Below are 25,603 nucleotides of genomic sequence, written 5' to 3'. Positions count from 1 at the left end.
GGGCCGGGAATGGTAGCACAAACCCGGCCCGAAGTGCGATTAGCGACCGTTCGTTACCAGCGAGACCATCATGTCGATATGCTCAGGCGAGTCGTTAAGCGCCGGAATGTACTCGTACTTTTCGCCGCCAGCCTCCAGGAAAAATTCCCGGTTTTGCACCGCAATCTCCTCCAGCGTTTCCAGACAGTCGGCCGAGAAGCCCGGCGACATCACCTGAATATGCTTCACGCCCTTCTCGCCGAGCATTTTGAGGGTTTCATCGGTGTATGGCGTCAGCCACGGCTCGCGGCCGAAGCGCGACTGGAAGGTCATCATCACCTTCTCAGGCGGCAGGCCAAGGGCGGAGACCAGTTCGCGCGTGGTATCGCGGCAGCGCTGCGGGTAATCATCCCCTTCATTGGCGAAGCGCTGCGGGATCCCGTGATAGGAGAGCAGGAGCAGATCAGGCTCGCCGTGTTTTTCAAACGACGCGCGCGCGCTGTTGGCAAGCGCCTTGATGTAGAGATCGTTATCCGCGTAGTCGCGAATAAAGGTCACGCCCGGAATGCGGCGGCGGGTCGCCAGAATGCGGGCCAGCTCGTCCCAGACGGCGGCCACCGTCGAGCAGGAGTATTGCGGGTAGAGCGCCAGCACCACGATATGGTCCACGCCCTGCGCCAGCAGTGATTCCACCGCGCTTTCGAGGGACGGTTTTCCGTAGCTCATGCCGAGCGCGACAGGCATCTCCGGCAGGCGGGCGGCCAGCGCTTTTTCCTGGCGACGGCTGTAGACCATCAGCGGCGAGCCCTCTTCCATCCAGACGGACTGATAAAGTTTGGCGACGCGCGGGGAACGAATCGGCAGAATGACGCCACGCAGCAGCGGCCACCACAGCAGTCGCGGGAAATCCACGACGCGCGTGTCGCTTAAAAATTGTCGCAGGTAGCGTTTTACCGCGTCTGATGTAGGTGCTTCTGGAGTGCCCAGATTGGCAAGCAGGATGCCGGTTTTCGCCTGACTCATTCACGCCTCTTAACCATTTGATAGGTTGTCAATTGTAGCGGAAATGCGTTTAAACGAAACCCATTGCTGTAATAGGTAAGATGAGAATATTTCTCACCCGGGAGCCCGGGTGAGAGGCGCGCGATTAGCCGAGGATTTTTTCCAGCTCTGCACGTACGTCAGCCACGGCTTTGGTGCCGTCAACTTTGGCGTATTTGGTGTTACCCGCCTGCGCTTCTTTGGTGTAGTAGCCGATCAGCGGCGCGGTCATCTGATGGTATTCCACCAGGCGCTTACGCACGGTCTCTTCCTGATCGTCTTTACGGGTGGTCAGCTCTTCGCCGGTCACGTCGTCTTTGCCTTCAACCTTAGGCGGATTGAATTTGATGTGGTAAACGCGGCCAGAAGCAGCGTGTACGCGACGGCCAACGATACGGTCAACGATCAGCTCGTCCGGTACGTCGAACTCCAGAACGTAGTCCACGTTGATGCCCGCTTCTTTCATGGCGTCAGCCTGAGGAATGGTGCGTGGGAAGCCGTCCAGCAGGAAGCCGTTACGGCAGTCTTCCTGAGCAATGCGCTCTTTAACCAGAGCAATCACCAGCTCGTCGGTCACCAGCTTGCCTGCGTCCATGATGTCTTTCGCCTGTTTACCCAGCTCGGAGCCAGATTTAACAGCGGCGCGCAGCATATCACCGGTGGAGATTTGCGGAATACCGTATTTCTCCATGATGAACTGAGCCTGAGTTCCTTTACCCGCGCCCGGAGCGCCAAGCAGAATAATACGCATTGCGAAAATCCCCTCAAAAGTCGTTTCAATTTTTCAAAAGCGCTAAACAATACCATCAGAACGGGCATCGCTCAAGGAAGGCGGGAAGGCTGAAACGGTTAATGGGGGGAGATAATTTGGGATAGTGCGGTCTGGTGCCCTCACTCTGGCCCTCTCCCTCGGGGAGAGGGAGAAGACCAGGAGAGGCGTGGTCAGTTACGCCAGCAGCAGCGCATTCACACGTTTAATGAACAGGTTAGGATCTTCCAGCGTGCCGCGTTCGGCCAGCAGGGACTGATCCAGCAGGAGTTCAACCCACTCGGCAAAGCGGGCGTCGTCCTGGGTATCCGCCGCGCGTTTCACCAGCGGATGATCCGGATTAAGCTCAAAGATATATTTCACTTCCGGTACCGCCTGGCCCGCTGCCGCGAACAGCTTCGCCATCTGGGTGCTCATTTCGTCGGCATCGGTCGTGACGATGGCCGGGGTGTCGGTCAGACGGTGGGTGAAACGTACCTCTTTCACGCGCTCGCCCAGCAGGGTTTTCACGCGATCAATGAACGGCTCCAGCGCCTTCTCGGCTTCTTTCGCGCTTTCGTCAACTTCATCCGCCAGCTTGTCGATAGACTCGTCGGCTTTGGCAACGGACTGGAACGCCTTACCGTCGAACTCGGTCAGGTAGTTCATCATCCACTCGTCGATGCGGTCGGAAAGCAGCAGCACTTCGATGCCTTTCTTACGCAGCAGCTCCAGGTGCGGGCTGCTCTTCGCCGCGGCGTAGCTGTCGGCGGTGATGTAGTAGATCTTCTCCTGCCCTTCTTTCATGCGGGAGACGTACTCTTCCAGCGACACGGTCTGAGCGGAGGAGTCGGTGTGCGTAGAGGCGAAGCGCAGCAGTTTGGCGATGGTTTCAACGTTCGCCATGTCTTCAGCCGGGCCTTCTTTCAGCACCAGACCGAACTGTTTCCAGAAGGTCTGATATTTTTCCGCATCGTCTTTCGCCAGTTTTTCCAGCATCTGCAGCGCACGTTTGGTCAGGGCGTTGCGCAGGTTACGGGTGACGGCGCTGTCCTGCAGAATTTCACGGGAGACGTTCAGCGGCAGGTCGTTGGAATCTATCAGACCACGCACGAAGCGCAGGTAGTTCGGCATAAACTGCTCGGCATCGTCCATGATGAAGACGCGCTGCACGTACAGCTTCAGGCCGTGCTTGTGATCGCGGTTCCACATGTCCCACGGCGCCTGTGCCGGGATGTACAGCAGGCTGGTGTACTCCTGCTTGCCTTCCACACGGTTGTGGCTCCAGGTCAGCGGGTCGGTAAAATCGTGGGCGATGTGCTTGTAGAATTCGTTGTACTCGTCGTCCTTAATTTCAGCCTTGTTGCGCGTCCACAGCGCCTGCGCCTTATTGATTTTCTCCCAGGAAACGATGGTTTCACCGTCCTTCTCTTCCTGTTTTTCAATCTCAACCGGCAGGGCGATATGGTCGGAATATTTGCTGATGATGGAGCGCACGCGCCAGTCGTTCAGGAAATCATCTTCGCCTTCACGCAGGTGCAGGGTGATTTCGGTGCCGCGGTCCGCTTTAGTGATGTCATCAACGGTGTATTCGCCTTCCCCTTTGGATTCCCACAGCACGCCGTTTTCAGCGCTGTCGCCCGCCGCGCGGGTGCGCACGGTGACTTTATCCGCCACGATGAACGCCGAGTAGAAACCGACGCCGAACTGGCCGATCAGCTGGCTATCTTTCGCCTGGTCTGAGCCCATGGACTCCAGGAACGCCTTAGTGCCGGATTTCGCGATGGTCCCGAGGTGGTCGATCACCTCGTCGCGGTTCATCCCGATGCCGTTATCGGCGATGGTCAGGGTGCGGTTCTCTTTATTGAACGAGACGCGCACGCGCAGCTCGCCGTCGCCTTCGTACAGATCCGGGTTAGACAGCGCGCGGAAGCGCAGCTTGTCCGCCGCATCCGAGGCGTTGGAAATCAGCTCACGCAGGAAAATTTCTTTGTTGGAATACAGGGAATGGATCATCAGATGCAGAAGCTGTTTTACTTCTGACTGGAAACCACGGGTTTCTTGTCCTTTCATCTATGTCGACCTCAACAATGCCATTTAATGGGGTTTTAAAACGTTGAGTGAGAGATGGGGATACGGGGGGAAATTTTCAAGCGGAGGCCGCGCGCGCAGCCTCCGTTTGGTCAGAAAATAATCTTGTGACGCCCGGCCAGAGAGTGTGACAGCGTGGTGCCGTCCACCATCTCCAGCTCGCCGCCGACCGGCACGCCGTGGGCGATGCGGCTGGCGTCAACGCCATACTGCGAGCACAGCTCGGCGATGTAGTTGGCGGTTGCCTCCCCTTCCACCGTGGGGTTAGTGGCGAGGATCACCTCTTTGATCGTTTCGGACTCAAGACGCTGTTCAAGGCGGTCAAGACCGATATCGTCCGGGCCAATACCGTCCAGCGGGGAGAGATGCCCCATCAGCACGAAATAGCGCCCGGAAAACTGCCCGGTTTGTTCGATGGCGTAGATGTCCGCCGGACTCTCCACCACGCAAATCTGGCCGTTTTCCTGACGACGCGGGTTCGTGCAGATGTTACACACGTCCTGCTCGGTAAAGGTACGGCAATCCGCACAGTGACCAATTTCTGACATGGCGCGGGTTAAAGCCTGCGCCAGGCGCATCCCGCCGCTGCGGTCGCGCTGCAATAGCGTAAACGCCATGCGCTGCGCCGACTTCGGGCCAACGCCCGGCAGGCAGCGCAGTGCTTCCATTAACTGCGTGAGCAGCGGACTGGTTTGCATCAGAATGGCATCTTGAAGCCAGGCGGCAGCTGCATGCCGCTGGAAACGGAGGCCATTTTCTCTTTCTGGGTTTCGTCGATACGGCGAGCTGCATCGTTAAACGCGGCTGCAACCAGATCTTCCAGCATCTCTTTGTCGTCTTCGAGCAGGCTCGGGTCGATTTCAACGCGACGGCAGTTGTGCGCACCGTTGATGGTCACCTTGACCAGACCGGCTCCGGACTCACCCGTGACTTCCAGCTGAGCGATCTCTTCCTGCATCTTCTGCATTTTTTCCTGCATCTGCTGAGCCTGCTTCATCAGGCCACCCAGACCGCCTTTTCCACCAAACATAGGCTTCTCTCTTCTTTCACATTTAAGGGATTACAACCGTAAGTCAGACTCACGATCAAATGGGGCGAATACTCTCTTCATCCAGATCGGCGTCGAAGAACCGGCGCAGAGTCTGAATGTTGTTATCCGCAATAATCGCCTCGCGCGCCTGCGCGAGCTTCTCTTCATAAATGGCCTGGCGCCACTCGAGCGGCGTTTTCACTGCCGGATTATCATCTTCAATGATAGTCAATTCAACCGGCGCACCCTGTAATGCGGCGAGCGCCTCGGCCAGCGCCTTTTGCGCGCCAGGGGAATTGAGGTGCCGTTGGCCTGGACGCAGGTGCAGACGTACCTGATTGCCGTCCTGCTCTTTCCAGGCGTTCAGCGCGACCTGCTCGACCAGCTTCGGCAGCTGGAGCTTACTGACCTCGGCGGCCCAGGCGTCGCGCGCGATGGACTCTTCGGCAAGCTTCGCGGAAAGCTCCGGCGTTTTTTCATGCTCCAGCGCCTTTTTCAGCGCTTTCGGCGTGGCGACCTCTTCCTTCACCGCTTCGGTGATGGTGGTTGCCTTCCAGCGGTAAGCCTCTTCTTTCACCGGGGCTTTCTGCTCGAGCGAGGACGGTGCCGGACGCGACTGTACGCGCTCCGTTACCGAGGCCAGTCGTTCAAGCGCGGCGTTGTTCACCGGCCGCGCTCTTCCTGGCGCTGCCGGTTCACTCTTTTTTGGTTTGGTTACTCCTTGCGCACGCTGCAGCTGGCTGCGTGCGGCAAGCACCGAACTGGTGGCATCCGACAGCGGCACGTTTTGCTGCGGCGGCGGTGTCGTCTGCGGTGGGACCTGCTGCGGCGACATCACCGCCGTAGGGGCGACCGGCGCGAAAGACTGCCGCGGCACTTCCGGCTCCGGCAATGGCATACGCGGATGAAACGCCAGCGCGCGCAGCAGCGTCATTTCAACGCCCATCCTCGGGTCCGGCGCGAACGGTAACTCTTTGCGGCCAATCAGCAGCGTCTGGTAATACAGCTGCACGTCGGCAGGCGGCACGGTGCGCGCGAGCTCACGCATCCGCTGTTCAATGGTAGCCATATCCGCACCGATGGCGGACGGAGAAAGCTGCAGCATCGCCACGCGGTGCAGCAGGCTGAGCATCTCAACCAGCAGTCCTTCCCATTCAATACCCCGGGCAGCGGCGGCATTCACCAGCGACATCACGCGTTCGCCGTTGGCGGCGATCATCGCTTCGATAAGCGACAGCGCCTGATCGTCATCCAGCGTGCCGAGCATGGTGCTGACCGCCTCGGTGGAGAGCTTGCCGTCACCGCTGGCAATCGCCTGGTCGGTCAGGCTGAGCGCATCACGCAGGCTGCCGTCCGCCGCGCGGGCCAGCAGCTGCAGGGCGCGCGGTTCGTGGACAATTTTCTCTTCATCAAGAATGTGCTCAAGCTGCGCGCGGATCTGCTCAACGTCCAGCGCCTTCAGGTGGAACTGCAGGCAGCGCGACAGGATGGTGACAGGCAGCTTTTGCGGATCGGTGGTCGCCAGCAGGAACTTCACGTGCGCGGGCGGCTCTTCCAGCGTTTTCAGCAGGGCGTTAAAGCTGTGGCGCGACAGCATGTGCACTTCATCGATCAGGTAGACCTTGAAGCGGCCGCGCGCCGGGGCGTACTGCACGTTATCGAGCAGATCGCGGGTATCTTCCACTTTGGTGCGCGAGGCGGCGTCGATCTCGATCAGATCGACAAAACGCCCCTGCTCGATCTCGCGGCAGTTATCACACACGCCGCACGGCGTGGCGGTGATCCCGGTTTCGCAGTTGAGACCTTTTGCCAGCAAACGGGCAATAGAGGTCTTACCGACGCCGCGGGTGCCGGAAAAAAGATAGGCGTGATGGATGCGACCTAGCGACAAGCCGTTCGCCAGGGCCGTCAGCACATGTTCCTGACCGACAACGTCAGCAAAGGTTTGTGGTCGCCATTTACGGGCTAACACCTGATAACTCATGGGCAGGCTCTGCAACGCTGGAAGGTGAATTTATGGAGGGGAATGCTATCACAACCTCACCCATTGAGCGAGGTTGTGAAAACCGGGATTAATGACCCGGGAAAGGCACCAGGCTGTAGCTGGTGATGCCCTGTTTTTCCAGGCGCTGTTCACCGCCGAGATCGAACAGGTTGATGATGAAGGCCGCGTCGGTCACTTCCCCACCCAGACGACGGATCAGCTTCACGGTCGCTTCAATGGTACCGCCGGTTGCCAGCAGATCGTCGACCACCAGCACCTTGTCGCCAGGCTTGATCGCATCAACGTGGATCTCCAGCTGATCGGTGCCGTACTCCAGTTCATAGCTCTCAGCAATGGTTTCACGCGGCAGTTTGCGCGGCTTACGCACCGGCACAAAACCCACGCCCATCGCCAGCGCAACCGGTGCGCCAAACAGGAAGCCACGGGCTTCGGTACCTACTACTTTGGTGATCCCGGCGTTTTTATAACGCTCGACCAGCAGTTCAATGCTGAGCGCGTACGCTTTCGGGTCTTCCAGCAAGCTGGTGACATCACGGAAAAGAATGCCAGGCTTTGGATAGTCCTGGATGCTTTTGATGCTGTTTTTCAGATATTCAAGCTGCTGTGCAGTTGCGGTCATCGGTTTTGCCTAAATGAAACAGTGTTACTCACAGCGCGCAACGAGTCGGCCAAGGCAACAATTGTTTAACCTTTGACCAGGCGCACCTGTGCTCGAAAACGGTCGAATTTACTGGCTGTGCGCAATAATTGCAACAGTCATGATAAGGCTTCAGTGCTTTTGTTGCTTTTCATCAACCACGGGGATCCGCCACATGAAGATAAGCAGGCAGGAGAGGATCGCCAGCAGAAGAATACGTACCCACATCATTTTCACCAGCCATAGTGAAATAGCGAAGGTGATGAGGATCATCACGATCGCGCGGGGCTTCGCGCCGGGCGGCATGGCCCGGTGTTTTTGCCAGTGCCGCAGATAGCCGCCAAACCATGAGCGATAGAGCAGCCAGTGGTGAAAACGCGGCGACGAGCGGGCGAAGCACCAGGCCGCCAGCAGGATAAACGGCGTGGTCGGCAGCAAGGGTAAAAACACGCCCAGCGTGCCAAGCACTACCGCGAGCCAGCCAATGATGATTAAAATAGTACGCTTCATAATGCGAATCGTTATCAAACTGAACGGCTACTTTACCACTGGAGAGCGCCTTGAAAACAGCACTGCTTCTTGAGAGGCTGCAAAATCAGCTCATTGCTCTGCGGGAGCAGGCTACACCGCTGATGGGCCACGCCACGCTGAAACCGCGCTTTGACCGGAAGCTTTTTCGTACCCGCAGCACCGTCATTCAGGATTATCTTGCTGAAGCGCAGACGAACCTCGACGAGCTTCGCCATGCGGTTGAAAGTGAACAGCAGGAGCAGGTGGCGTGGCTTGCGGAGCATCTCACTGAGCAGATCACCGCCCTGCATCGCGAAATTACCGCCTGGCCGCTGCGCGCCTGGGACAGCGCCTCGCCGGGGCTCGGTAAATGGCAGCGCAAGCGGCTGGAAAACCAGGGGTTTGAGCGCCGGCTGTTTGAGATGAAGCGCGAACGCGAGGTGCGTCTGAACCACAGCGAAACGCTGGAAGAGCAGCAGCTATTGATGCGCGAGATTAGCGCGCTGGAAGGGCGCATCGTCCGCTGCCGTCAGGCGCTGGATGAAATTGAGCGCGTCATTGAACGTTTGACCCGTTAACAGGAGCCACACCCATGTCACTGGAAAATGCACCCGATGAGGTCAAGCTGGCCGTCGATTTGATTATGCTGCTGGAGAATCATGAGATCCCCGCCGGGACGGTGCTTAAGGCACTTGAGATTGTACGGCGGGATTTTGAGGGGAAACTTCCCCCTCACCCTAACCCTCTCCCTGTGGGAGAGGGAAAATAGATTAAGCCGGAGTCGGGTCGTCGCCCTTAATGTCGCGCTTCACTTCCGTATGCTCATCACCTTTCTCGTTACGCAGGTGAACCTCAAGCTGGTTGAAGGCGATATTAATATCGTTTTCACGACACAGACGATCGATAGAGCGATTAAGCTCATCCACCGTGTAGCTGCGGTCGCGCAGTTCACGCACGTATAAACGCAGCTCGTGATCCAGCGTACTCGGCCCAAAGGTGGTGAAGAAGACCGCCGGAGCCGGATCGTGCATCACTTTCGGATGTTCAGACGCCGCCTTCAGCAGCACCTCTTTCACCTTATCCAGATCCGATCCATAGGCCACGCCCAGGCGGATCACCACGCGCGTCACCGTATCCGAGAGCGACCAGTTGATCAGACGCTCGGTCACGAACGCTTTGTTCGGGATGATCACCTCTTTGCGATCGAAGTCGGTGATGGTGGTCGCACGAATGCGGATCTTGCTGACCGTTCCCGAGAACGTGCCGATGGTGACGGTATCGCCGATACGTACCGGACGTTCAAACAGAATGATCAGGCCGGACACGAAGTTACCGAAGATCTCCTGCAGGCCAAAACCAAGACCGACCGAGAGGGCGGCCGCCAGCCACTGCAGTTTATCCCACGAGACGCCAAGCGAGCCAAAGACCGTCATCGCCCCAACAATAATGATCACGTAGTTGAGGATCGTGGTAATGGCGTAGGACGCCCCCTGGCGGAGATTCAGACGTGACAGGAGCAGCACTTCAAGCAGGCCTGGCAGGTTGCGGATCAGAGCCCAGGCGACCACCGACGACACCAGCGCAAACAGCAGGCTGCCCATGGTCACGCTTTTCATGACCGCAGCGCCCGCTTCGGTACCGTTGTATTGCCAGAGGGTAATACTGTCGAGATAGGCGAAAACGGTAATAAGATCGGACCAGATAGCCCAGAACATCACGGCAAACAGGGCGATCATCACCAGCATGGTAATACGCAGCGTCTGCTGGTTAACCTGCTCCAGCGCGATGGTCGGCTCTTCCTGTGGCTCCGCGCCTTCCGCCCCCTCTTTCACCTGATGCTGACGACGCGCGATGGCGCGGCGATAGGCAATGCGGCGGGCCGCCACGCTCAGGCCGCGCAGCACGGTCTGATAAAGCAGGTTCCAGACGATCACCAGATAGACCGTTTCAATCCAGCGCCCGGACAGGCGCAGCGTGGTATAGAAGTAACCCGTTGCCGTCAGCACCATCAGCGCCAGCGGAATGATCGCCAGCACCGTCACGGTGACCAGGCGAATATTGTGGGACTCTTTATCACGCCAGCTGTCACGGCACATCGGCCACATCAGGATCGCAATCAGCAGCAGGTTCAGCAGGATCACCAGCTGGCCCAGCACATCATCCATCAGATGCAGCGGGGAAAGTTCAGAGACAACCGACCAGAAGTGCAGCGGCAGAAGCGCGAGGCTGATGCGCACAATCTGCCGACGCCAGTGGCTGGTCAGCTGCGCAGGCATGTTGAAATGACGCACCGCCACGCCGTCTTTTTCCAGCACCTTCCAGCACACGCCAAACACCAGCCAGAACAGCGCCAGTTTTTTACTGAACGCCCACAGCAGATCGCTGACGTTGAGCTGCATGGTGAGCAGAATCAGGCCCACGGCCAGAATAATCAGACACACCGGCAGGGCGCGGATGAGATCGATGAGAATCGCTTTTGGCGTATGGAGCTGGCTATCGTTGCGCAGCTGTCCTACTTCGGAGGCCAGCTTCGCCTGGTATTTTTTCAGCCAGCCCAGACGCCAGCGGATCAGGCCGGCAATCAGCAGCAGCGGTAAACCGGCCAGGAAAGCAATCATTACCGCAGGCCAGGCTTTCTCCCAGTTTACGGTGATCTTCATGCTCTTGATCTGCGTTTTCAGCGTCTCAGGGAAGGATTTGACCCAGTCCCAGTCCATCGGCTTGTTGCTGTTCACCCAGAAAATCTGCTGGGTCAGGATTTCCTGTAGACTTTTCGAGACGCTCACCAGCTGCTGCTGGTTGATCTGCAGGTTTATGGCCATCATCAGCTGGTTGCCCAGTTGCTTGTTGAGCTGGTCCAGCAGTTCGCGACGCATATCCACAACCTGGAGCAGCGCGTCGTGCACTTCCGGGTTCACGTCGCTGGAATGCCCTTCTTCAATTTTGGCGACAAAGGTATCGCTCTGAAAAAGGGCATCGCGCTGCTGGTTGACGTCAAACTGTTCCAGACGTAAATCCGCAATGCGGTTGGTCATGTCCTCCAGCTCGTCGGCGGACGGAAGCGTCTGCTGCTGCTGGTAGAGAATACGCGACAGCAGGAGGCTGCCCTTCAGGACCGCGATCTGCTCTTTGATGTTGCGTTCAGCCTGCAGGGCGCGATCCAGCCAGTTCTTCACTTTGATATTTTGCTGAACCAGCGAGTTGCCGTTTTCCGTTGCCAGTATCAGGCGCTGGCTAAGCTGGTGGTTGGCCTCGAGCTCCTGTTTCACCAGCGGATTCGCCTGAATGCGGGCGGTTTCGTCAGGCGATACGGCCTCCTGGGCGGTTTTTTCCGTTAGCGTCAGGCGCTTGCTGTTAACCGCTTCCTGCAGCAGCTGAAGCTGGTGTTCGAGGCGATTAATATTCGCGGTGACGTAATCGCGCTGTTTCTGCAGGGTGTCCTGCAGCACCGTATTCCCTTCCAGGCTTTTACGCTGCTGTTCGATTTGCGCATTGAGCAACGTCTGCTGCACCAGCAGCAGGGTATTCTGCGTCGGGCGCAGCGTGCCTTCGCCTACCGTCGTGCCGTTGAGGCGGTTGCGGATTTGCTGCAGCTGCTGAGACGCGGCGTACATCGCGTTTTGCACGCGCTCGGGCTGGGTCTGCAGAGAGACAAGCTGGCTGTTATACGTTGCGAGATCCGACTGTGCGGTTTGCAGGTCGTCGAGCAGTTGAGCCACGCGGGACTCGAGCTGACGTAAGGAGAGCGTCGAGAGCGTCTTGCGCGTCTCGTCGTCGTTATCCACATCGCTGAGGGCATTCAGCGCTTCGGTGGCCTTACGCATGTTTTCAGGTGCCTGCGCCACCTTCTGGCGAAGCTGGACGGTTTCTGCTTTTATGCGTTCAATTTTATCCAGCGTTTCCAGCGTTTCCGTCAGATCCTGCTGGACGAGTTTCTCCTGAGGGGAGAGATCTTTTTGTTTGTTCAGCGTGTCGAGCTGCGACTGAACATCGCCGCGCGAGGGAATATCGTTGCTGTTATCGGCGCGGGCCCAGGTCAGCGGCGCCGTGGCGAAGAAAAACAGCATCGCAAAGAGCAATGCAAAAACAGGATGTTGCGAGCGATTGATGGGCAGCATAGTTGTGAATGATGTCAGAAGATGACCGAAAATAGTCCGGCGTGAAGAATATCACGCTCGCCGAAAGCAGAATAGCGCGAACGTTATCCTCTGAGATAAATCCTGGAAAGGGATCAGGCCGTTAGCGAAGGCGCGTCGCTGCGCAGCGTGGGGCAGAGCTGTAGCATTTCCAGTAAAATCGCCACGTAGCTGCGGGCTTCCTCTTTAAGGTCAAAGGATTGCGGCGCGAAAAGCCAGTTTTCCATCAGACCGGAAATGTAGCTGCGCATCAGGATTGCCGCCCGTCGGGTCAAGAGATTGGCCGGTAATAGTTTTGCCTGCATACACAGGTTCAGGTTCTGTTCAATACGGTCATAGCTCTCCAGGCTTAGGCTGCGCTGTGCCTGCTGCACAACCGCCATCTCGCCCACGAACTCGCATTTATGAAAAATAATCTCCATCATCAATCTGCGACGTTCTTCAACTACCGTTGCTTCAAGGATATATACTAATATTTCTCTCAATACTGAGAGTGGATCGTCAGGGAATTTTGCCCGATACTCACTCTCGAGATCGCTAATGCTGGACTCTGAAAGCTCCCAGATTTCACTGAACAGATCTGACTTATCTTTAAAATGCCAGTAAATCGCTCCTCGCGTCACACCGGCAGCCTGAGCAATCTGCGCCAGCGAGGTGGATGAAACACCCTGCTGCGAGAACAAACGTATTGCCACATCCAGAATGTGTTGTCGGGTTTCCAGCGCTTGTTGTTTAGTTTTTCGTGCCATAGGTGGGTGAATTTACAGGAGTCAGATTTACATACATTTGTGAATGTATGTACCATAGCATGACGATAATATAAACGCAGCAATGGGTTTTAGACTCAGGACCCTTGATCAATTTGAAATCGGACACTCGAGGTTTACATATGAACAAAAACAGAGGGTTAACGCCTCTGGCGGTCGTTCTGATGCTCTCAGGCAGCTTAGCGCTAACAGGATGTGACGACAAACCGGCTCAACAAGGAGCTCAGCAGGCGCCAGAAGTAGGCGTTGTTACGCTCAAATCTGAACCTCTACAAATCACCACCGAATTACCAGGCCGTACAAATGCTTACCGCATTGCGGAAGTGCGTCCTCAGGTTAGCGGCATTATCCTGAAGCGTAACTTCACCGAAGGCGGTGATGTGAAGGCCGGTGAGTCTCTGTATCAGATTGATCCCGCAACCTATCAGGCGTCTTATGAAAGCGCGAAAGGCGATCTGGCTAAAGCACAGGCCGCGGCTAAAATTGCTCAGCTGACGTTGAACCGCTACCAAAAACTGCTCGGCACTAAGTACATCAGCCAACAGGATTACGATACCGCCCTGGCAGATGCACAGCAGGCTAACGCAGCCGTGGTGGCAGCCAAAGCGGCCGTCGAAACCGCGCGCATTAACCTGGCCTATACCAAAGTGACCTCCCCTATCAGCGGACGTATTGGTAAGTCTTCTGTCACGGAAGGGGCTCTGGTGCAGAACGGTCAGACCACTGCGCTGGCGACCGTTCAGCAGCTCGATCCGATCTACGTTGACGTGACGCAGTCCAGCAACGATTTCCTGCGCCTGAAACAGGAGCTGGCTAACGGCACCCTGAAACAGGAAAACGGCAAAGCCAAGGTGGAGCTGATTACCAACGACAGTATCAAGTTCCCGCAGGAAGGTACCCTGGAATTCTCTGATGTGACGGTCGACCAGACCACCGGTTCCATCACCTTACGTGCGATTTTCCCGAACCCTGACAAAAATCTGCTGCCAGGTATGTTCGTTCGCGCACGTCTGGAGGAAGGAACAAATCCAACCGCACTTCTGGTTCCACAGCAGGGTGTGACCCGTACGCCACGCGGCGATGCGAGCGCGCTGGTTGTTGGGGCTGATGACAAAGTCGAAACGCGCAATATCACCGCCACCCAGGCGATTGGCGATAAATGGCTGGTGACGGAAGGTCTGAAAGATGGCGATCGCGTAATTGTTTCTGGTTTGCAAAAAGTTCGTCCTGGCGCGCAGGTTAAAGCACAGGAAGTGAAATCTGACGATAAACAACAAGCTTCGGCCGCTGGCCAGTCAGAACAAACCAAGTCTTAACTTAAACAGGAGCCGTTAAGACATGCCTAATTTCTTTATCGATCGCCCCATATTTGCATGGGTGATCGCCATTATCATCATGCTGGCCGGGGGACTTGCGATCCTGAAGCTGCCTGTCGCGCAATATCCAACGATTGCGCCACCGGCGGTGACAATTTCCGCAACCTACCCGGGGGCTGATGCGAAAACGGTGCAGGACACCGTCACCCAGGTTATCGAACAGAACATGAACGGTATCGATAACCTGATGTACATGTCCTCAAACAGTGACTCTACCGGTACGGTGCAGATCACCCTGACCTTCCAGTCAGGTACGGATGCTGACATTGCGCAGGTTCAGGTGCAGAACAAACTGCAGCTGGCGATGCCTTTGCTGCCGCAGGAAGTACAACAGCAGGGCGTGAGCGTCGAGAAATCGTCCAGCAGCTTCCTGATGGTTGTCGGCGTTATCAACACCAACGGCACCATGACGCAGGAGGATATTTCCGACTACGTGGGCGCCAACATGAAGGACGCCATCAGCCGTACTTCCGGTGTGGGTGACGTGCAGCTGTTCGGTTCCCAGTACGCGATGCGTATCTGGATGGATCCGAACAAGCTGAACAACTTCCAGCTGACCCCGGTTGACGTGATCAGTGCGATTAAAGCGCAGAACGCCCAGGTAGCGGCCGGTCAGTTAGGCGGTACGCCGCCGGTGAAAGGCCAGCAGCTTAACGCCTCGATCATCGCGCAGACCCGTCTGACCTCTGCCGATGAGTTCAGCAAAATTCTGCTGAAAGTGAACCAGGACGGCTCGCAGGTTCGCCTGCGCGACGTGGCGAAAGTCGAGCTGGGCGGTGAGAACTACGACATCATCGCGAAGTTTAACGGTAAACCGGCTTCCGGTCTGGGTATCAAACTGGCGACAGGCGCTAACGCCCTGGATACCGCCACGGCGATCCGCGCAGAGCTGAAGAAGATGGAGCCGTTCTTCCCGTCAGGTCTGAAAATCGTTTACCCGTACGACACCACGCCGTTCGTCAAAATTTCGATTCACGAAGTGGTTAAGACGCTGGTTGAGGCGATCATCCTCGTCTTCCTGGTTATGTACCTGTTCCTGCAAAACTTCCGCGCGACGCTTATCCCAACGATTGCCGTGCCGGTTGTTCTGCTCGGGACCTTTGCGATCCTGTCGATATTTGGCTACTCGATAAACACCCTGACGATGTTCGGGATGGTGCTCGCCATCGGCCTGCTGGTGGATGACGCCATCGTGGTGGTCGAGAACGTCGAGCGCGTGATGGCGGAAGAAGGTCTGCCGCCGAAGGAAGCCACCCGTAAATCGATGGGTCAGATCCAGGGCGCGCTGGTCGGTATCGCGATGGTGCTGTCTGCGGTATTCATTCCGATGGCCTTCTTCGGGGGCTCTACCGGTGCGATTTACCGTCAGTTCTCCATTACCATCGTTTCCGCGATGGCGCTGTCGGTGCTGGTGGCGTTGATCCTGACCCCTGCCCTGTGTGCCACCATGCTGAAGCCGATTCAGAAAGGCGGTCACGGCGAGCACAAAGGGTTCTTCGGCTGGTTTAACCGCATGTTCGATAAAAGCACGCACCACTACACCGATAGCGTAGGTAACATCCTGCGCAGCACCGGTCGTTACCTGCTGCTCTATATCATCATCGTGGTGGGCATGGCCTACCTGTTTGTTCGTCTGCCAAGCTCCTTCCTGCCGGACGAAGATCAGGGCGTGTTCCTGAGTATGGCTCAGCTTCCGGCGGGTGCGTCGCAAGAGCGTACCCAGAAAGTGCTGGATGAGATGACCGATTACTACCTCACCAAAGAGAAAGCCAACGTTGAATCCGTGTTTGCGGTTAACGGCTTTGGCTTTGCGGGTCGCGGTCAGAACACCGGTATTGCCTTCGTCTCTCTGAAGGACTGGTCTGAACGTCCGGGCAAAGAGAACAAGGTTGAAGCCATCACCGGCCGTGCAATGGGCACCTTCTCGCAGATTAAAGATGCGATGGTATTCGCCTTTAACCTGCCAGCGATTGTTGAACTGGGTACCGCAACCGGTTTCGACTTCCAGCTGATCGACCAGGGCGGTCTGGGTCACGAAAAACTGACGCAGGCGCGTAACCAGCTGTTTGGTGAAGTCGCTAAACACCCTGACCTGCTGGTCGGCGTGCGTCCAAACGGCCTGGAAGATACGCCACAGTACAAAATCGATATCGATCAGGAGAAAGCCCAGGCGCTGGGCGTGTCCATCAGTGATATCAACACCACCCTGGGCGCAGCCTGGGGCGGTAGCTACGTTAACGACTTCATCGATCGCGGTCGTGTGAAGAAAGTGTACGTGATGTCAGAGGCGCAGTACCGTATGTTGCCGAACGATATCAACAGCTGGTTCGTGCGCGGCAGCAATGGTCAGATGGTTCCGTTCTCGGCGTTCTCAACGTCACGCTGGGAATACGGTTCACCGCGTCTGGAACGCTATAACGGTCTGCCGTCTATGGAGATCCTGGGTCAGGCCGCACCGGGCCGAAGCACCGGTGAAGCCATGAACCTGATGGAAGAGCTGGCGAGCAAACTGCCTGCGGGTATCGGCTATGACTGGACCGGTATGTCCTATCAGGAACGTCTGTCCGGTAACCAGGCCCCTGCTCTGTACGCCATTTCACTGATTGTGGTCTTCCTGTGTCTGGCGGCACTGTACGAGAGCTGGTCGATTCCGTTCTCCGTTATGCTGGTGGTTCCACTCGGGGTTATCGGTGCGCTGCTTGCGGCGACGTTCCGTGGGTTGACCAACGACGTTTACTTCCAGGTAGGCCTGCTGACAACCATTGGCTTGTCGGCGAAGAACGCGATACTTATCGTTGAATTCGCCAAAGATCTGATGGAGAAAGAAGGCAAAGGTCTTATTGAGGCGACGCTTGAGGCGGTTCGTATGCGTCTGCGCCCGATCCTGATGACGTCACTGGCGTTTATCCTCGGCGTACTGCCGCTGGTTATCAGTTCCGGAGCGGGCTCCGGTGCGCAGAACGCAGTAGGTACTGGTGTGATGGGCGGTATGGTTACCGCGACCGTATTGGCCATCTTCTTCGTACCGGTGTTCTTCGTGGTGGTTCGCCGCCGCTTTAGCCGAAAGAATGAAGATGTTGAACACAGTCATTCGGTAGAACCTCACTGATACCGGTTTCACATGATAAAAAGGCCGCATTAGCGGCCTTTTTCATTTTCAGAAAAAATCATAAATTACGCTTATTGTGGTTCAATTTATTTTCTGCCATCTTAAATAGACATATCATAATTAACTGATAACTTAATCGGTGAAATCGGGATTTTTTTAATTTCATTTCCCCGCCTAAGGTATTAGGAATATTCCTAATAAGAAGTTCTTACAAAGATAAGTCTGAATCTAAACTTTTCTCATCATTTTTGCTAAGCCAATGAAACGTAAGGAAGCGATAAAGCACCGTCGTTAATTTGGATAAAAACGTTGAGTCCAGGACGACCATTTGCGTTCACGCTCCCAGCCTGCGGTTTTATTTGTAATTTTTCGTAATAGCGCGGTGAAATCCAGGAAGGAGTGGCTTATAGTTAGGTTATCAGGAACACAGCACTCATGTAGCTAAGTCAGTTGTATCCATCCCGACAATGATGTTCGGTGAGTAAGAAATCACTCAGAAGGGGATGCGCTATGGACGAGTACTCGCCAAAAAGGCATGATATCGCGCAGTTGAAATTTCTCTGCGAATCCTTGTACCATGACTGCCTTGCCAATCTTGATGAAAGTAACCATGGCTGGGTAAACGATCCAACGTCTGCCATCAATTTACAGTTGAATGAGCTGATAGAGCATATCGCAACCTTCGCACTTAATTATAAAATTAAGTACAATGAAGATAATAAGCTCATCGAGCAAATTGATGAATACCTGGACGACACCTTTATGTTGTTCAGTAGTTACGGCATTAACGCTCAGGATTTGCAAAAATGGCGTAAATCGGGAAATCGGCTATTCCGCTGTTTCGTCAACGTGAGCAGAGCTAACCCGGTGAGTCTTTCCTGTTAAAATTATTACAATTACTAAGGTGAATTTATGTCTGATAAACCACTCACAAAGATCGATTATTTGATGCGCTTACGACGTTGTCAGTCAATTGACACGCTTGAACGCGTCATTGAAAAGAATAAATACGAGCTTTCTGATAATGAACTGGCGGTATTTTATTCAGCCGCTGACCATCGTCTTGCTGAACTAACAATGAATAAGTTGTATGACAAAATCCCTACTTCTGTGTGGAAATTTGTCCGTTAATCTTTGAAGGGTGTCTGTAGAGTTCTACGCCTCGTTCTGAGTTTTACCTATCCCGTTATGCCCCCTGTGCGTAAGCCAGGTCTCCGTGTAAAACGCGTTCAACAACAGCAATGTTGTGACGATGGTCACATCGGCTTTCCGGGAACGTTCCCCTTCTGGCCAGTTCCGATTAATCTGCGGTAATAACATCCAGAGAGGTTTCCAGTGAGCTTAGAAAAACAGAAAATGATTGCCGGTGAACATTATCGCCCCGGCGATGAGACATTACGGGCTGACCGACTGCGGGCCCGCCATCTGGTTTACCGCTATAACCACACTGCGCCTGATGAAAAAACAGAACGCCAGAACATTCTGGCGGAACTTCTCGGACAAAGCGCAGGCGCTTATATAGAGCCGAGCTTCCGCTGCGACTACGGATATAACATTTATCTGGGCAAAAACTTTTACGCTAACTTCGACTGCGTGATGCTGGATGTCTGCCCTGTTCATATTGGCGATAACTGTATGCTCGCGCCGGGTGTTCATATTTATACGGCAACCCACCCGCTGGATGCGGAGGAACGAAACAGCGGCGTGGAGTTTGGAAAACCCGTCAATATTGGAAATAACGTCTGGATTGGTGGCCGGGCGGTCATTAACCCTGGCGTCACCATTGGTGATAATGTGGTGGTGGCCTCCGGCGCGGTCGTGACGAAAGACGTCCCGGCTAACGTCGTGGTTGGCGGCAACCCGGCAAAAATTATCAAAACGCTGTGAAGTCGCGGGGAGTCAACTGTTATAGTCTTTTAGCGCCAGACTGTTACTTTTTTCAGCCTGATGGCTCCCCTAAAATTGGCAGACACCCTGTATTGTCAACTCTCATGAAGGCAAAAAATGACCGAGATACAGCGCCTGCTTACCGCCACCATCGACGATCTTAACCTCCGCGAAAAGCGCGATAATCGCCCGCGCTTTAGCATTAGCTTTATTCGCAAACATCCTGGCCTGTTTGTCGCCATGTATGCCGCCTGGCTGGCGACGCTTATTGTTATGCTGAAGTCCGAAACGCTGGTGGACTCCGTCTGGCTGCTGGTTGTACTGTTTGTCGTCTTTAACGCCTTTTTCTTTTTCGACGTGAATCCGCGCTACCGTTACGAAGATATCGACGTGCTCGATTTTCGGGTCTGCTATAACGGCGAATGGTACAACACGCGTTACGTGCCAGAGGAGCTGATCGAAAACATCATGCACTCTCCGGCAGTTGAAGCCGGGCAAAAAGAGAAGCTGCAGAAAATGGTCTCCACCAAAGGACAGCTCTCTTTCTATGATGTCTTTACCCTTTCCCGCCCTGCTGCTGCGTAATTAACGCCTGCAGACGTCGGATCCCAGGCGCAAACTGAGAAGCAGAGGTATTACCGTAACCTAAAACCAGCCCGGTTTGCCCCTGCTTCGCCTCCAGGTAATACCCGCTCAGTGCAGCGGGTGCCAGCTGAAACGCTCTCGCCTTCGCCACCAGCCTCTGGTCGTCAATACCCTCTATCGCCAGCGTCAGATGCATCCCACCTTCGCCTGCCAGAATGCGGTGCGGAGAATGAAGCTCGGCGCCCAGCACCTCCCGCAGCTGGCGGTAGCGTTTACGATAGAGCCGACGCATGGCGGCAAGGTGGCGGGCGTAATGACCTTCTTCAATGAACAGCGCCAGGGTACGCTGTTCGGCACGATGCCCACCCCGCAACAGCGAGCCGATGGCCGGACGAACCGCCTTAGCCAGCGCTGGCGGTAACACCATGAACCCCATGCGAAGTGACGGAAACAGCGTTTTACTGAACGTCCCCAGATACACAACGGGCGCATTGTTGACCATTCCCAGCATCGCCGGTACGGGCTCACCGGCATAACGGAACTCGCTGTCGTAATCATCTTCAATGATCCACGCGTTGTGCTGCCGGGCCAGGTCAAGCAGCGCCAGCCGCCGCCGCGCGCTGAGCACGCTCCCGTAAGGGAACTGATGCGAAGGCGATGTAAAGATCATTGAGGGGGCAGGCGCATCCAGCCCTTCCCAGCACATTCCCTCGTCATCAACCGGTATTCCCGTCATCGCCAGGCCGGTTTTAACAAACGCACTCTTTGCCCCGCTATAGCCAGGGTTTTCTACCCAGGCGACATCGCCAGGCTCGCTTAACAGCATCGTGCAGAGATTGACCCCCTCAAGTGCACCTTCGGTGAGCACAATCTGGCTGGCGTCGCAGTCGATACCACGGGACAAGGCGAGATGCCGGGCAATCGCTGCCCGAAAAGACGGTTCACCGGCCGGGTCACCATAGCCTAACAGGGCACTTCCCTCCTCGCGCAGAACGCGATCGTACAATCGCCGCCACAGCGGCAAGGGGAAATAGTTAATGGCAGGCGTTCCCGGCGTGAACGCCATCACAGGGGTATCGCGCGGCACAGGGGCGGGCAGCAGGGCGACACGTTTTGTCAGCCTGACGTCAGGATCCGGCAGCGTTCGGGCAATCGTACGATGAGCGAATTGCCCCACCCGTGTCCCCTGACGGTTTCGCAGCAAATAACCTTCGAGCGTGAGCTGGTCCAGCGCCGCATTGACGGTGTTTCGGGAAACCGAGATCTGCTGCGCCAGCGTTCGCGAACCGGGCAGCTGGCTGCCGGACTGAAGCCTGCCGCACAGTATCGCATCCCGCAAAGCATGATAGAGCGTGCGCTGGAGCGTCTCTTGCTCACGCTTTTTCAGCGCAGCATGGAGCAAAGTGTAAAGCTCATCACCCGGTATATTCATCTTTCCTCCTTGTGGTACCAGAAAAACATATCCTGGTGGTTCTTTTTAAGGAACCAGTAATTCACTAATCTGGAGTTCTTTTCAACGACATGGAATAAAGATGAATACATTCAATGAGTTTGGACAGCCTGTAGGCGAAGCCCTTATCGACTGGCAACCTCGTCAACACCCGTCCCGGGTAGTCCTTCAGGGTCACTATTGTCGGCTTGAGCCGCTGCGCGTGGAGCATGCCCACGCGTTGTTCTCCGCCTATTCCCTGGCCGAAGATACCCGCAGCTGGACGTGGCTACTTCGTGAACCTGATGCCACCGCAGAAGAGTTTGCCAACTGGGTGGCGAGCGTAAGTGAGTTATCCGATCCCATCCACTTTACCGTTATGGATAACCAGACCGAGTCTCCTGTCGGGACGCTGTCCCTGATGCGGATCGATCCTAAAAACGGGGTCGTGGAAGTGGGGCACGTTCACTTCTCTCCTCTGTTAAGCCGCACGCCAGGGTCGACAGAGGCGCAATATCTGCTGATGCGGTACGTGTTCGATACCCTGGGCTACCGACGTTATGAATGGAAGTGCAATAGCCTGAACGAGCCTTCCCGTAAAGCAGCGCTGCGTCTGGGCTTTCAGTTTGAGGGGCGCTTTCGCCAGGCGCTGGTCATAAAAGGCCGTAACCGGGATACCGACTGGTTTTCTATTCTCGACAAAGAGTGGCCGGCGCTGGCGAGCGCCTTTGAAAGCTGGCTTGCCACCGACAATTTTACTGCCGATGGCAAACAGAAAAGATCCCTGGAAAGCTGGCGAGAAACGCGCGTCTAGCGTCTTTTTTTACGTCCCTGAACCGCCTTAAAGCGCGGATTAGATTTGCAAATCACGTATAAGCGTCCCTTGCGTTTGACTATCTGGCAATCCGGGTGACGCTGCTTTGCACTGCGTAATGAGTTAAGTACCTGCATGGTTAGCCCCGCTTCGCATTGAGAAAACCGCCAAAACGCTTGCGGAAGCGCGCGGCGCTACCGTCCGTGGAGAACGTTTTCTGCTTGCCGGTATAAAACGGGTGCGATTTTGAAGAAACCTCAATGGTGATGTACGGATACGTTTCACCGTCGAGTTCAATTTCGCGGTCGGTCTTAATGGTTGAGCCAACCTTGAAGTATTCATTAGCGCTGGTGTCGTGGAATACCACGGTGCGATAGGCTGGATGGATATCAGGCTTCATCGTAAATCCTTTGTGTTTTGTTATAACATAACAAGATAATATCCAGGCCAGTTCGAAAAAACAACCCCCTCTCGCCGGGCGATATTTTCTCGTTTGCCTGAGATAAAATGAAAACCTGGCTGCCCACGTGCTATAACTATATCATTTCGCGGTAAAATCTTTCTCTTCAGGCAAGGAACTCAATACCCAGGAACGGGTATACGAGGAAGGACACGACAGCATGAAAACCCGACATCTGGTCAGTCTGGTGACTGGCATACTTATCTTTTCTGTGCTGGTTCCCATTTGCCTGAGCATCTGGCTGGCCCATCGCCAGGCGGAAGATAAGTTTGCCAATGCGCTGGATAACTATGCGTCACGCGTGTTGGTAAGAACCGACAGAGTTGTGGATCAGGCAAAAGAAGCACTCGATCACCTGCAGGCCTTTGAAGGGGTGCCGTGTAGCCCGTTGCAGTTAAGAGAGATGCGCCGGGTCGCTTTCTCGTGGCGATATGTTCAGGAAGTGATTTATATCGATAACCTTCAGCCGCTCTGCTCCTCCCTCGAGCAAACCAGTCATGCTCCCCCTTTCCCCCCACCGATGCGCATTACCGAAGATGGTTACAGCGCATGGCTGACCACGCAAAACGATCTTGGGTTTAACCGCTACATGGCAGTGCTGGGAAAAGGCCACTACCTTGTCATGGTCGATCCTGCCTCGCTGGTGGACGTTATCCCTTTCGGCGAGATAGCGATTGATGCCGCCCTGGTAGGCACTACAACACACCGCATATTAGCCAGCAGCAGTAAGCTCAATTCTCACATCCGCGACATGGTTCAGGAGCGGGATGTCAAAAGCGTGCAGTACAACGGTTCAATGTACGTCATGAAGTCTGCACCTGAGCTTGGATTTACCGTCGTCGCATGGGCAACGCTCAAACCGCTGGCTGAAACCTGGCACCGGCAGCTTCTTTTCTGGTTACCGTTCGGCATGTTAATAAGTCTGCTCGCCGCGCTGTTTGTCCTGCGGATCCTGCGTCGTATCCAGTCGCCGCGCAATCGCCTGCTTGACGCCATTAACAGCCGGGATTTTGTGGTTCACTATCAGCCCATCGTGGCGCTCAGTAGCGGAAAAATTGTGGGCGCAGAAGCGCTGACGCGCTGGCCACAGCCAGACGGAAGCAGCCTATCGCCGGATATTTTTGTCCCCCTTGCCGAGCAAACGGGGCTCATCTCACAGCTGACGCAGTTAGTCATCGAAAAGGTGTTTGAAGATATGGGCCACTGGCTGCAACGCCATCCCGATCAGCATATCTCCATTAACCTCGCCCCTGCCGATTTAACCTCCGGCATCCTGCCACCTTTACTGAGTCAGCTACTAAATAAGTGGCAAATACAACCCCGACAAATCGCCCTTGAGCTCACCGAGCGCGGCTTTGCCGATCCCAAAATCAGCGCGCCGGCTATCGCCGCATTCCGCCGTTCGGGACACCCTGTCTATATTGATGATTTTGGCACGGGCTATTCCAGCCTGAGCTATCTGCAGGATCTGGACGTCGACACGCTAAAAATTGATAAATCGTTCGTCGATGCGCTGGAGTATAAAAACGTGACGCCGCACATCATTGAAATCGCAAAGTCGTTGAAGCTGGCGATGGTGGCGGAGGGCATCGAGACCGCAGGGCAGCTCGCCTGGCTACACCGTCATGGCGTGCAATACGGGCAGGGGTGGTACTACAGCAAGGCACTGCCAAAAACGGAATTTATTCTTTGGGCAGAAAATAACCTCGGCACGCACGCTACTTGAGATAGGATTTGATCACCCGCAACACCACGCCAAGATCGGCTTCACGCTGCGCTTCTTCAGGCTCTTTCACCACGTGATCGGTTAAATGTCCTTCGATCACCTGCATCATCATGCCATTGACCGCCCCGCGGATCGCCGCCAGCTGCTGTAACACCTCGGCGCATTCGTGATCGCTGTTAAGCATTTTTTCCAACGCGGTGCTTTGCCCCTGAATTTTCTTCAGGCGAGTCAGTAACATCTTCTTGTCTCTAACGGTATGTGACATCTCTGTATCCCTAATTTTTTAGCTTTTAAAGCATATCACGCTCTACTCCCCCTGAGTATTTTTCTACTGGGGGGTAGTATTACGCTACTGGGGGGGAGTAGTATCTCCGCACGCTTTCCACTCCGGAATTTCCCATGACCGATTTTGCTTCACTTCTTCAGCAGGGCAATGCCTGGCTGTTTGTTCCCAGCGCTATCCTGCTCGGTGCGCTGCATGGCCTGGAACCAGGCCATTCAAAAACAATGATGGCAGCCTTTATTGTTGCCATCCGCGGCACGCTGAAACAGGCGGTACTGCTTGGCCTGGCGGCAACGCTCTCCCATACGGCGGTGGTCTGGCTCGTTGCGATGGCGGGATTATGGTTTGGTCGGGGCTGGGATGCGCATACGTCCGAACCCTGGTTCCAGCTGATCTCCGGGGTGCTGATCGTTGCGATCGCCCTGTGGATGGCGTGGCGAACCTGGAAAGAGAGCCAGCCGCACGATCATCATCACGACCATGATAGCCATCACCACCACGACCATGAACATGAACATGAACATGAACATGACCACCATCATGATCATCATCACCACGAACACACGCTGATTGATGAAGAGTGGCAGGACGCCCACCAGCGCGCTCACGCGCAGGATATTAACCGCCGCTTCAGCGGTCAAAATGTCACCACCGGACAGATTGTGATGTTTGGCCTGACCGGCGGACTTATCCCCTGCCCGGCGTCCATCACCGTGCTGCTGATCTGCCTGCAGCTGAAGCATTTCGCCCTCGGCGCGACGCTGGTGTTCAGCTTCAGTATTGGTCTGGCGTTAACGCTGGTCGCTTCCGGCGCGATTGCCGCCTTAAGCCTCAAGCACGCGACCAAACGCTGGCCCGGGTTTAGCGAATTCTCCCGTAAGGCACCGTGGATCTCCGCTGCGCTGATTACCGTGGTAGGAATTTACATGAGCCTGCATGGCCTGAGCGGCATTCTGGCGTAAGCATGCGGCCACGCTCTGTGGCCGCCTC

General features: G+C 55.5%; 25 protein-coding genes and 1 other annotated feature. Of the genes, 11 read left to right on the top strand and 14 right to left on the bottom strand.

Features of this window, described 5'->3' with window-relative positions; genetic code table 11:
* Window positions 1–39 precede the first annotated feature (39 nt).
* The 8 genes from hemH to AB3N39_RS05015 form a co-directional block, all read right to left on the bottom strand.
* Window positions 40–1,002 (bottom strand): ferrochelatase, encoded by a 963-nt coding sequence (gene hemH / locus AB3N39_RS05050; protein WP_133293905.1) that lies wholly within the window; start codon window positions 1,000–1,002, stop codon window positions 40–42.
* A gap of 124 nt (window positions 1,003–1,126) precedes the next feature.
* Window positions 1,127–1,771, bottom strand: a complete 645-nt coding sequence (gene adk / locus AB3N39_RS05045; protein WP_006809841.1) for an adenylate kinase — start codon at window positions 1,769–1,771, stop codon at window positions 1,127–1,129.
* A 195-nt stretch (window positions 1,772–1,966) separates the two neighbouring features.
* Complete coding sequence (gene htpG / locus AB3N39_RS05040; RefSeq protein WP_133293904.1) at window positions 1,967–3,841, bottom strand: molecular chaperone HtpG; 1,875 nt, start codon at window positions 3,839–3,841, stop codon at window positions 1,967–1,969.
* A 110-nt stretch (window positions 3,842–3,951) separates the two neighbouring features.
* Window positions 3,952–4,557: a recombination mediator RecR gene (recR, locus tag AB3N39_RS05035; RefSeq protein ID WP_008499298.1), complete on the bottom strand. Its 606-nt coding sequence runs from the start codon at window positions 4,555–4,557 to the stop codon at window positions 3,952–3,954.
* Entirely contained in the window at window positions 4,557–4,889 is a 333-nt protein-coding gene (locus tag AB3N39_RS05030; RefSeq protein WP_003858972.1) for a YbaB/EbfC family nucleoid-associated protein, read from the bottom strand. Before AB3N39_RS05030 ends, recR begins: the two co-directional genes overlap by 1 nt.
* Window positions 4,890–4,944: 55 nt before the next feature.
* Complete coding sequence (dnaX, locus tag AB3N39_RS05025) at window positions 4,945–6,873, bottom strand: DNA polymerase III subunit gamma/tau (protein WP_127729810.1); 1,929 nt, start codon at window positions 6,871–6,873, stop codon at window positions 4,945–4,947.
* Window positions 5,551–5,615: a sequence feature (DnaX frameshifting element), on the bottom strand. (Overlaps the previous gene by 65 nt.)
* An 88-nt stretch (window positions 6,874–6,961) precedes the next feature.
* Window positions 6,962–7,513, bottom strand: a complete 552-nt coding sequence (apt, locus tag AB3N39_RS05020) for an adenine phosphoribosyltransferase (protein WP_000127359.1) — start codon at window positions 7,511–7,513, stop codon at window positions 6,962–6,964.
* A gap of 150 nt (window positions 7,514–7,663) precedes the next feature.
* Window positions 7,664–8,041 carry a DUF454 family protein gene (locus AB3N39_RS05015; RefSeq protein WP_023310606.1) on the bottom strand — a complete coding sequence of 126 codons (378 nt, stop codon included), beginning with the start codon at window positions 8,039–8,041 and terminating at the stop codon, window positions 7,664–7,666.
* A 50-nt stretch (window positions 8,042–8,091) separates the two neighbouring features.
* Here AB3N39_RS05015 and priC point away from each other — a divergent pair, with 50 nt between their 5' ends.
* Both priC and rsmS read left to right on the top strand, forming a co-directional pair.
* Window positions 8,092–8,619: a primosomal replication protein N'' gene (priC, locus tag AB3N39_RS05010; protein WP_367897105.1), complete on the top strand. Its 528-nt coding sequence runs from the start codon at window positions 8,092–8,094 to the stop codon at window positions 8,617–8,619.
* A 14-nt stretch (window positions 8,620–8,633) separates the two neighbouring features.
* Complete coding sequence (gene rsmS, locus AB3N39_RS05005; protein ID WP_032644839.1) at window positions 8,634–8,810, top strand: pleiotropic regulatory protein RsmS; 177 nt, start codon at window positions 8,634–8,636, stop codon at window positions 8,808–8,810.
* Between the two features lies 1 nt (window position 8,811).
* Here the strand turns inward: rsmS and mscK are convergent, their stop codons facing one another.
* Both mscK and acrR read right to left on the bottom strand, forming a co-directional pair.
* Window positions 8,812–12,159, bottom strand: a complete 3,348-nt coding sequence (gene mscK / locus AB3N39_RS05000; RefSeq protein WP_136195273.1) for a mechanosensitive channel MscK — start codon at window positions 12,157–12,159, stop codon at window positions 8,812–8,814.
* Window positions 12,160–12,272: 113 nt separating this feature from the next.
* A complete protein-coding gene (gene acrR / locus AB3N39_RS04995) occupies window positions 12,273–12,926 on the bottom strand; it encodes a multidrug efflux transporter transcriptional repressor AcrR (RefSeq protein WP_023310602.1) in 654 nt (217 codons plus the stop codon).
* 140 nt (window positions 12,927–13,066) lie between these two features.
* Here acrR and acrA point away from each other — a divergent pair, with 140 nt between their 5' ends.
* The 6 genes from acrA (at window position 13,067) to AB3N39_RS04965 (ending at window position 19,901) form a co-directional block, all read left to right on the top strand.
* Complete coding sequence (gene acrA / locus AB3N39_RS04990; protein ID WP_367897104.1) at window positions 13,067–14,260, top strand: multidrug efflux RND transporter periplasmic adaptor subunit AcrA; 1,194 nt, start codon at window positions 13,067–13,069, stop codon at window positions 14,258–14,260.
* Between the two features lie 22 nt (window positions 14,261–14,282).
* Window positions 14,283–17,429 carry a multidrug efflux RND transporter permease subunit AcrB gene (gene acrB, locus AB3N39_RS04985; protein ID WP_133293901.1) on the top strand — a complete coding sequence of 1,049 codons (3,147 nt, stop codon included), beginning with the start codon at window positions 14,283–14,285 and terminating at the stop codon, window positions 17,427–17,429.
* 510 nt (window positions 17,430–17,939) lie between these two features.
* Window positions 17,940–18,314, top strand: a complete 375-nt coding sequence (tomB, locus tag AB3N39_RS04980; RefSeq protein WP_008499288.1) for an Hha toxicity modulator TomB — start codon at window positions 17,940–17,942, stop codon at window positions 18,312–18,314.
* Window positions 18,315–18,341: 27 nt separating this feature from the next.
* Complete coding sequence (locus AB3N39_RS04975; RefSeq protein WP_008499287.1) at window positions 18,342–18,560, top strand: HHA domain-containing protein; 219 nt, start codon at window positions 18,342–18,344, stop codon at window positions 18,558–18,560.
* 204 nt (window positions 18,561–18,764) lie between these two features.
* The gene (gene maa, locus AB3N39_RS04970) at window positions 18,765–19,316 is read left to right on the top strand and encodes a maltose O-acetyltransferase (protein ID WP_023310599.1); all 552 of its coding nucleotides are present in this window, start codon (window positions 18,765–18,767) and stop codon (window positions 19,314–19,316) included.
* A 117-nt stretch (window positions 19,317–19,433) separates the two neighbouring features.
* The gene (locus AB3N39_RS04965) at window positions 19,434–19,901 is read left to right on the top strand and encodes a YlaC family protein (protein ID WP_023310598.1); all 468 of its coding nucleotides are present in this window, start codon (window positions 19,434–19,436) and stop codon (window positions 19,899–19,901) included.
* Here AB3N39_RS04965 and AB3N39_RS04960 read toward each other — a convergent pair.
* Complete coding sequence (locus tag AB3N39_RS04960; RefSeq protein WP_367897103.1) at window positions 19,873–21,333, bottom strand: PLP-dependent aminotransferase family protein; 1,461 nt, start codon at window positions 21,331–21,333, stop codon at window positions 19,873–19,875. The two genes, AB3N39_RS04965 and AB3N39_RS04960, sit on opposite strands and share 29 nt — an antisense overlap.
* Window positions 21,334–21,433: 100 nt before the next feature.
* On the opposite strand from AB3N39_RS04960, the gene AB3N39_RS04955 reads away from it, so the two are divergent.
* The gene (locus tag AB3N39_RS04955; protein ID WP_133293898.1) at window positions 21,434–22,144 is read left to right on the top strand and encodes a GNAT family N-acetyltransferase; all 711 of its coding nucleotides are present in this window, start codon (window positions 21,434–21,436) and stop codon (window positions 22,142–22,144) included.
* Here AB3N39_RS04955 and ykgO read toward each other — a convergent pair.
* Both ykgO and AB3N39_RS04945 read right to left on the bottom strand, forming a co-directional pair.
* Window positions 22,141–22,281 (bottom strand): type B 50S ribosomal protein L36, encoded by a 141-nt coding sequence (gene ykgO, locus AB3N39_RS04950; RefSeq protein WP_003859006.1) that lies wholly within the window; start codon window positions 22,279–22,281, stop codon window positions 22,141–22,143. The genes AB3N39_RS04955 and ykgO overlap by 4 nt on opposite strands.
* Window positions 22,282–22,283: 2 nt before the next feature.
* Window positions 22,284–22,544 carry a type B 50S ribosomal protein L31 gene (locus tag AB3N39_RS04945; protein ID WP_010428154.1) on the bottom strand — a complete coding sequence of 87 codons (261 nt, stop codon included), beginning with the start codon at window positions 22,542–22,544 and terminating at the stop codon, window positions 22,284–22,286.
* Window positions 22,545–22,764: 220 nt separating this feature from the next.
* Between AB3N39_RS04945 and AB3N39_RS04940 the strand changes: the two genes are divergently transcribed.
* Window positions 22,765–24,330: an EAL domain-containing protein gene (locus tag AB3N39_RS04940; RefSeq protein ID WP_367897102.1), complete on the top strand. Its 1,566-nt coding sequence runs from the start codon at window positions 22,765–22,767 to the stop codon at window positions 24,328–24,330.
* On the opposite strand, the gene AB3N39_RS04935 is transcribed toward AB3N39_RS04940, so the two are convergent.
* Window positions 24,323–24,595, bottom strand: coding sequence for a metal-sensing transcriptional repressor (locus AB3N39_RS04935; protein ID WP_115874368.1), 273 nt, complete (start codon window positions 24,593–24,595; stop codon window positions 24,323–24,325). The two genes, AB3N39_RS04940 and AB3N39_RS04935, sit on opposite strands and share 8 nt — an antisense overlap.
* A gap of 134 nt (window positions 24,596–24,729) precedes the next feature.
* On the opposite strand from AB3N39_RS04935, the gene AB3N39_RS04930 reads away from it, so the two are divergent.
* A complete protein-coding gene (locus AB3N39_RS04930) occupies window positions 24,730–25,575 on the top strand; it encodes a nickel/cobalt efflux protein RcnA (protein ID WP_136195272.1) in 846 nt (281 codons plus the stop codon).
* Window positions 25,576–25,603 lie beyond the last annotated feature (28 nt).

Source organism: Enterobacter vonholyi (assembly GCF_040834095.1).
Classification (GTDB): Bacteria; Pseudomonadota; Gammaproteobacteria; order Enterobacterales; family Enterobacteriaceae; genus Enterobacter; species Enterobacter vonholyi.
The sequence above is the reverse complement of the archived record's forward strand: the minus strand, read 5'-3'. Positions and strand labels throughout refer to the sequence as shown.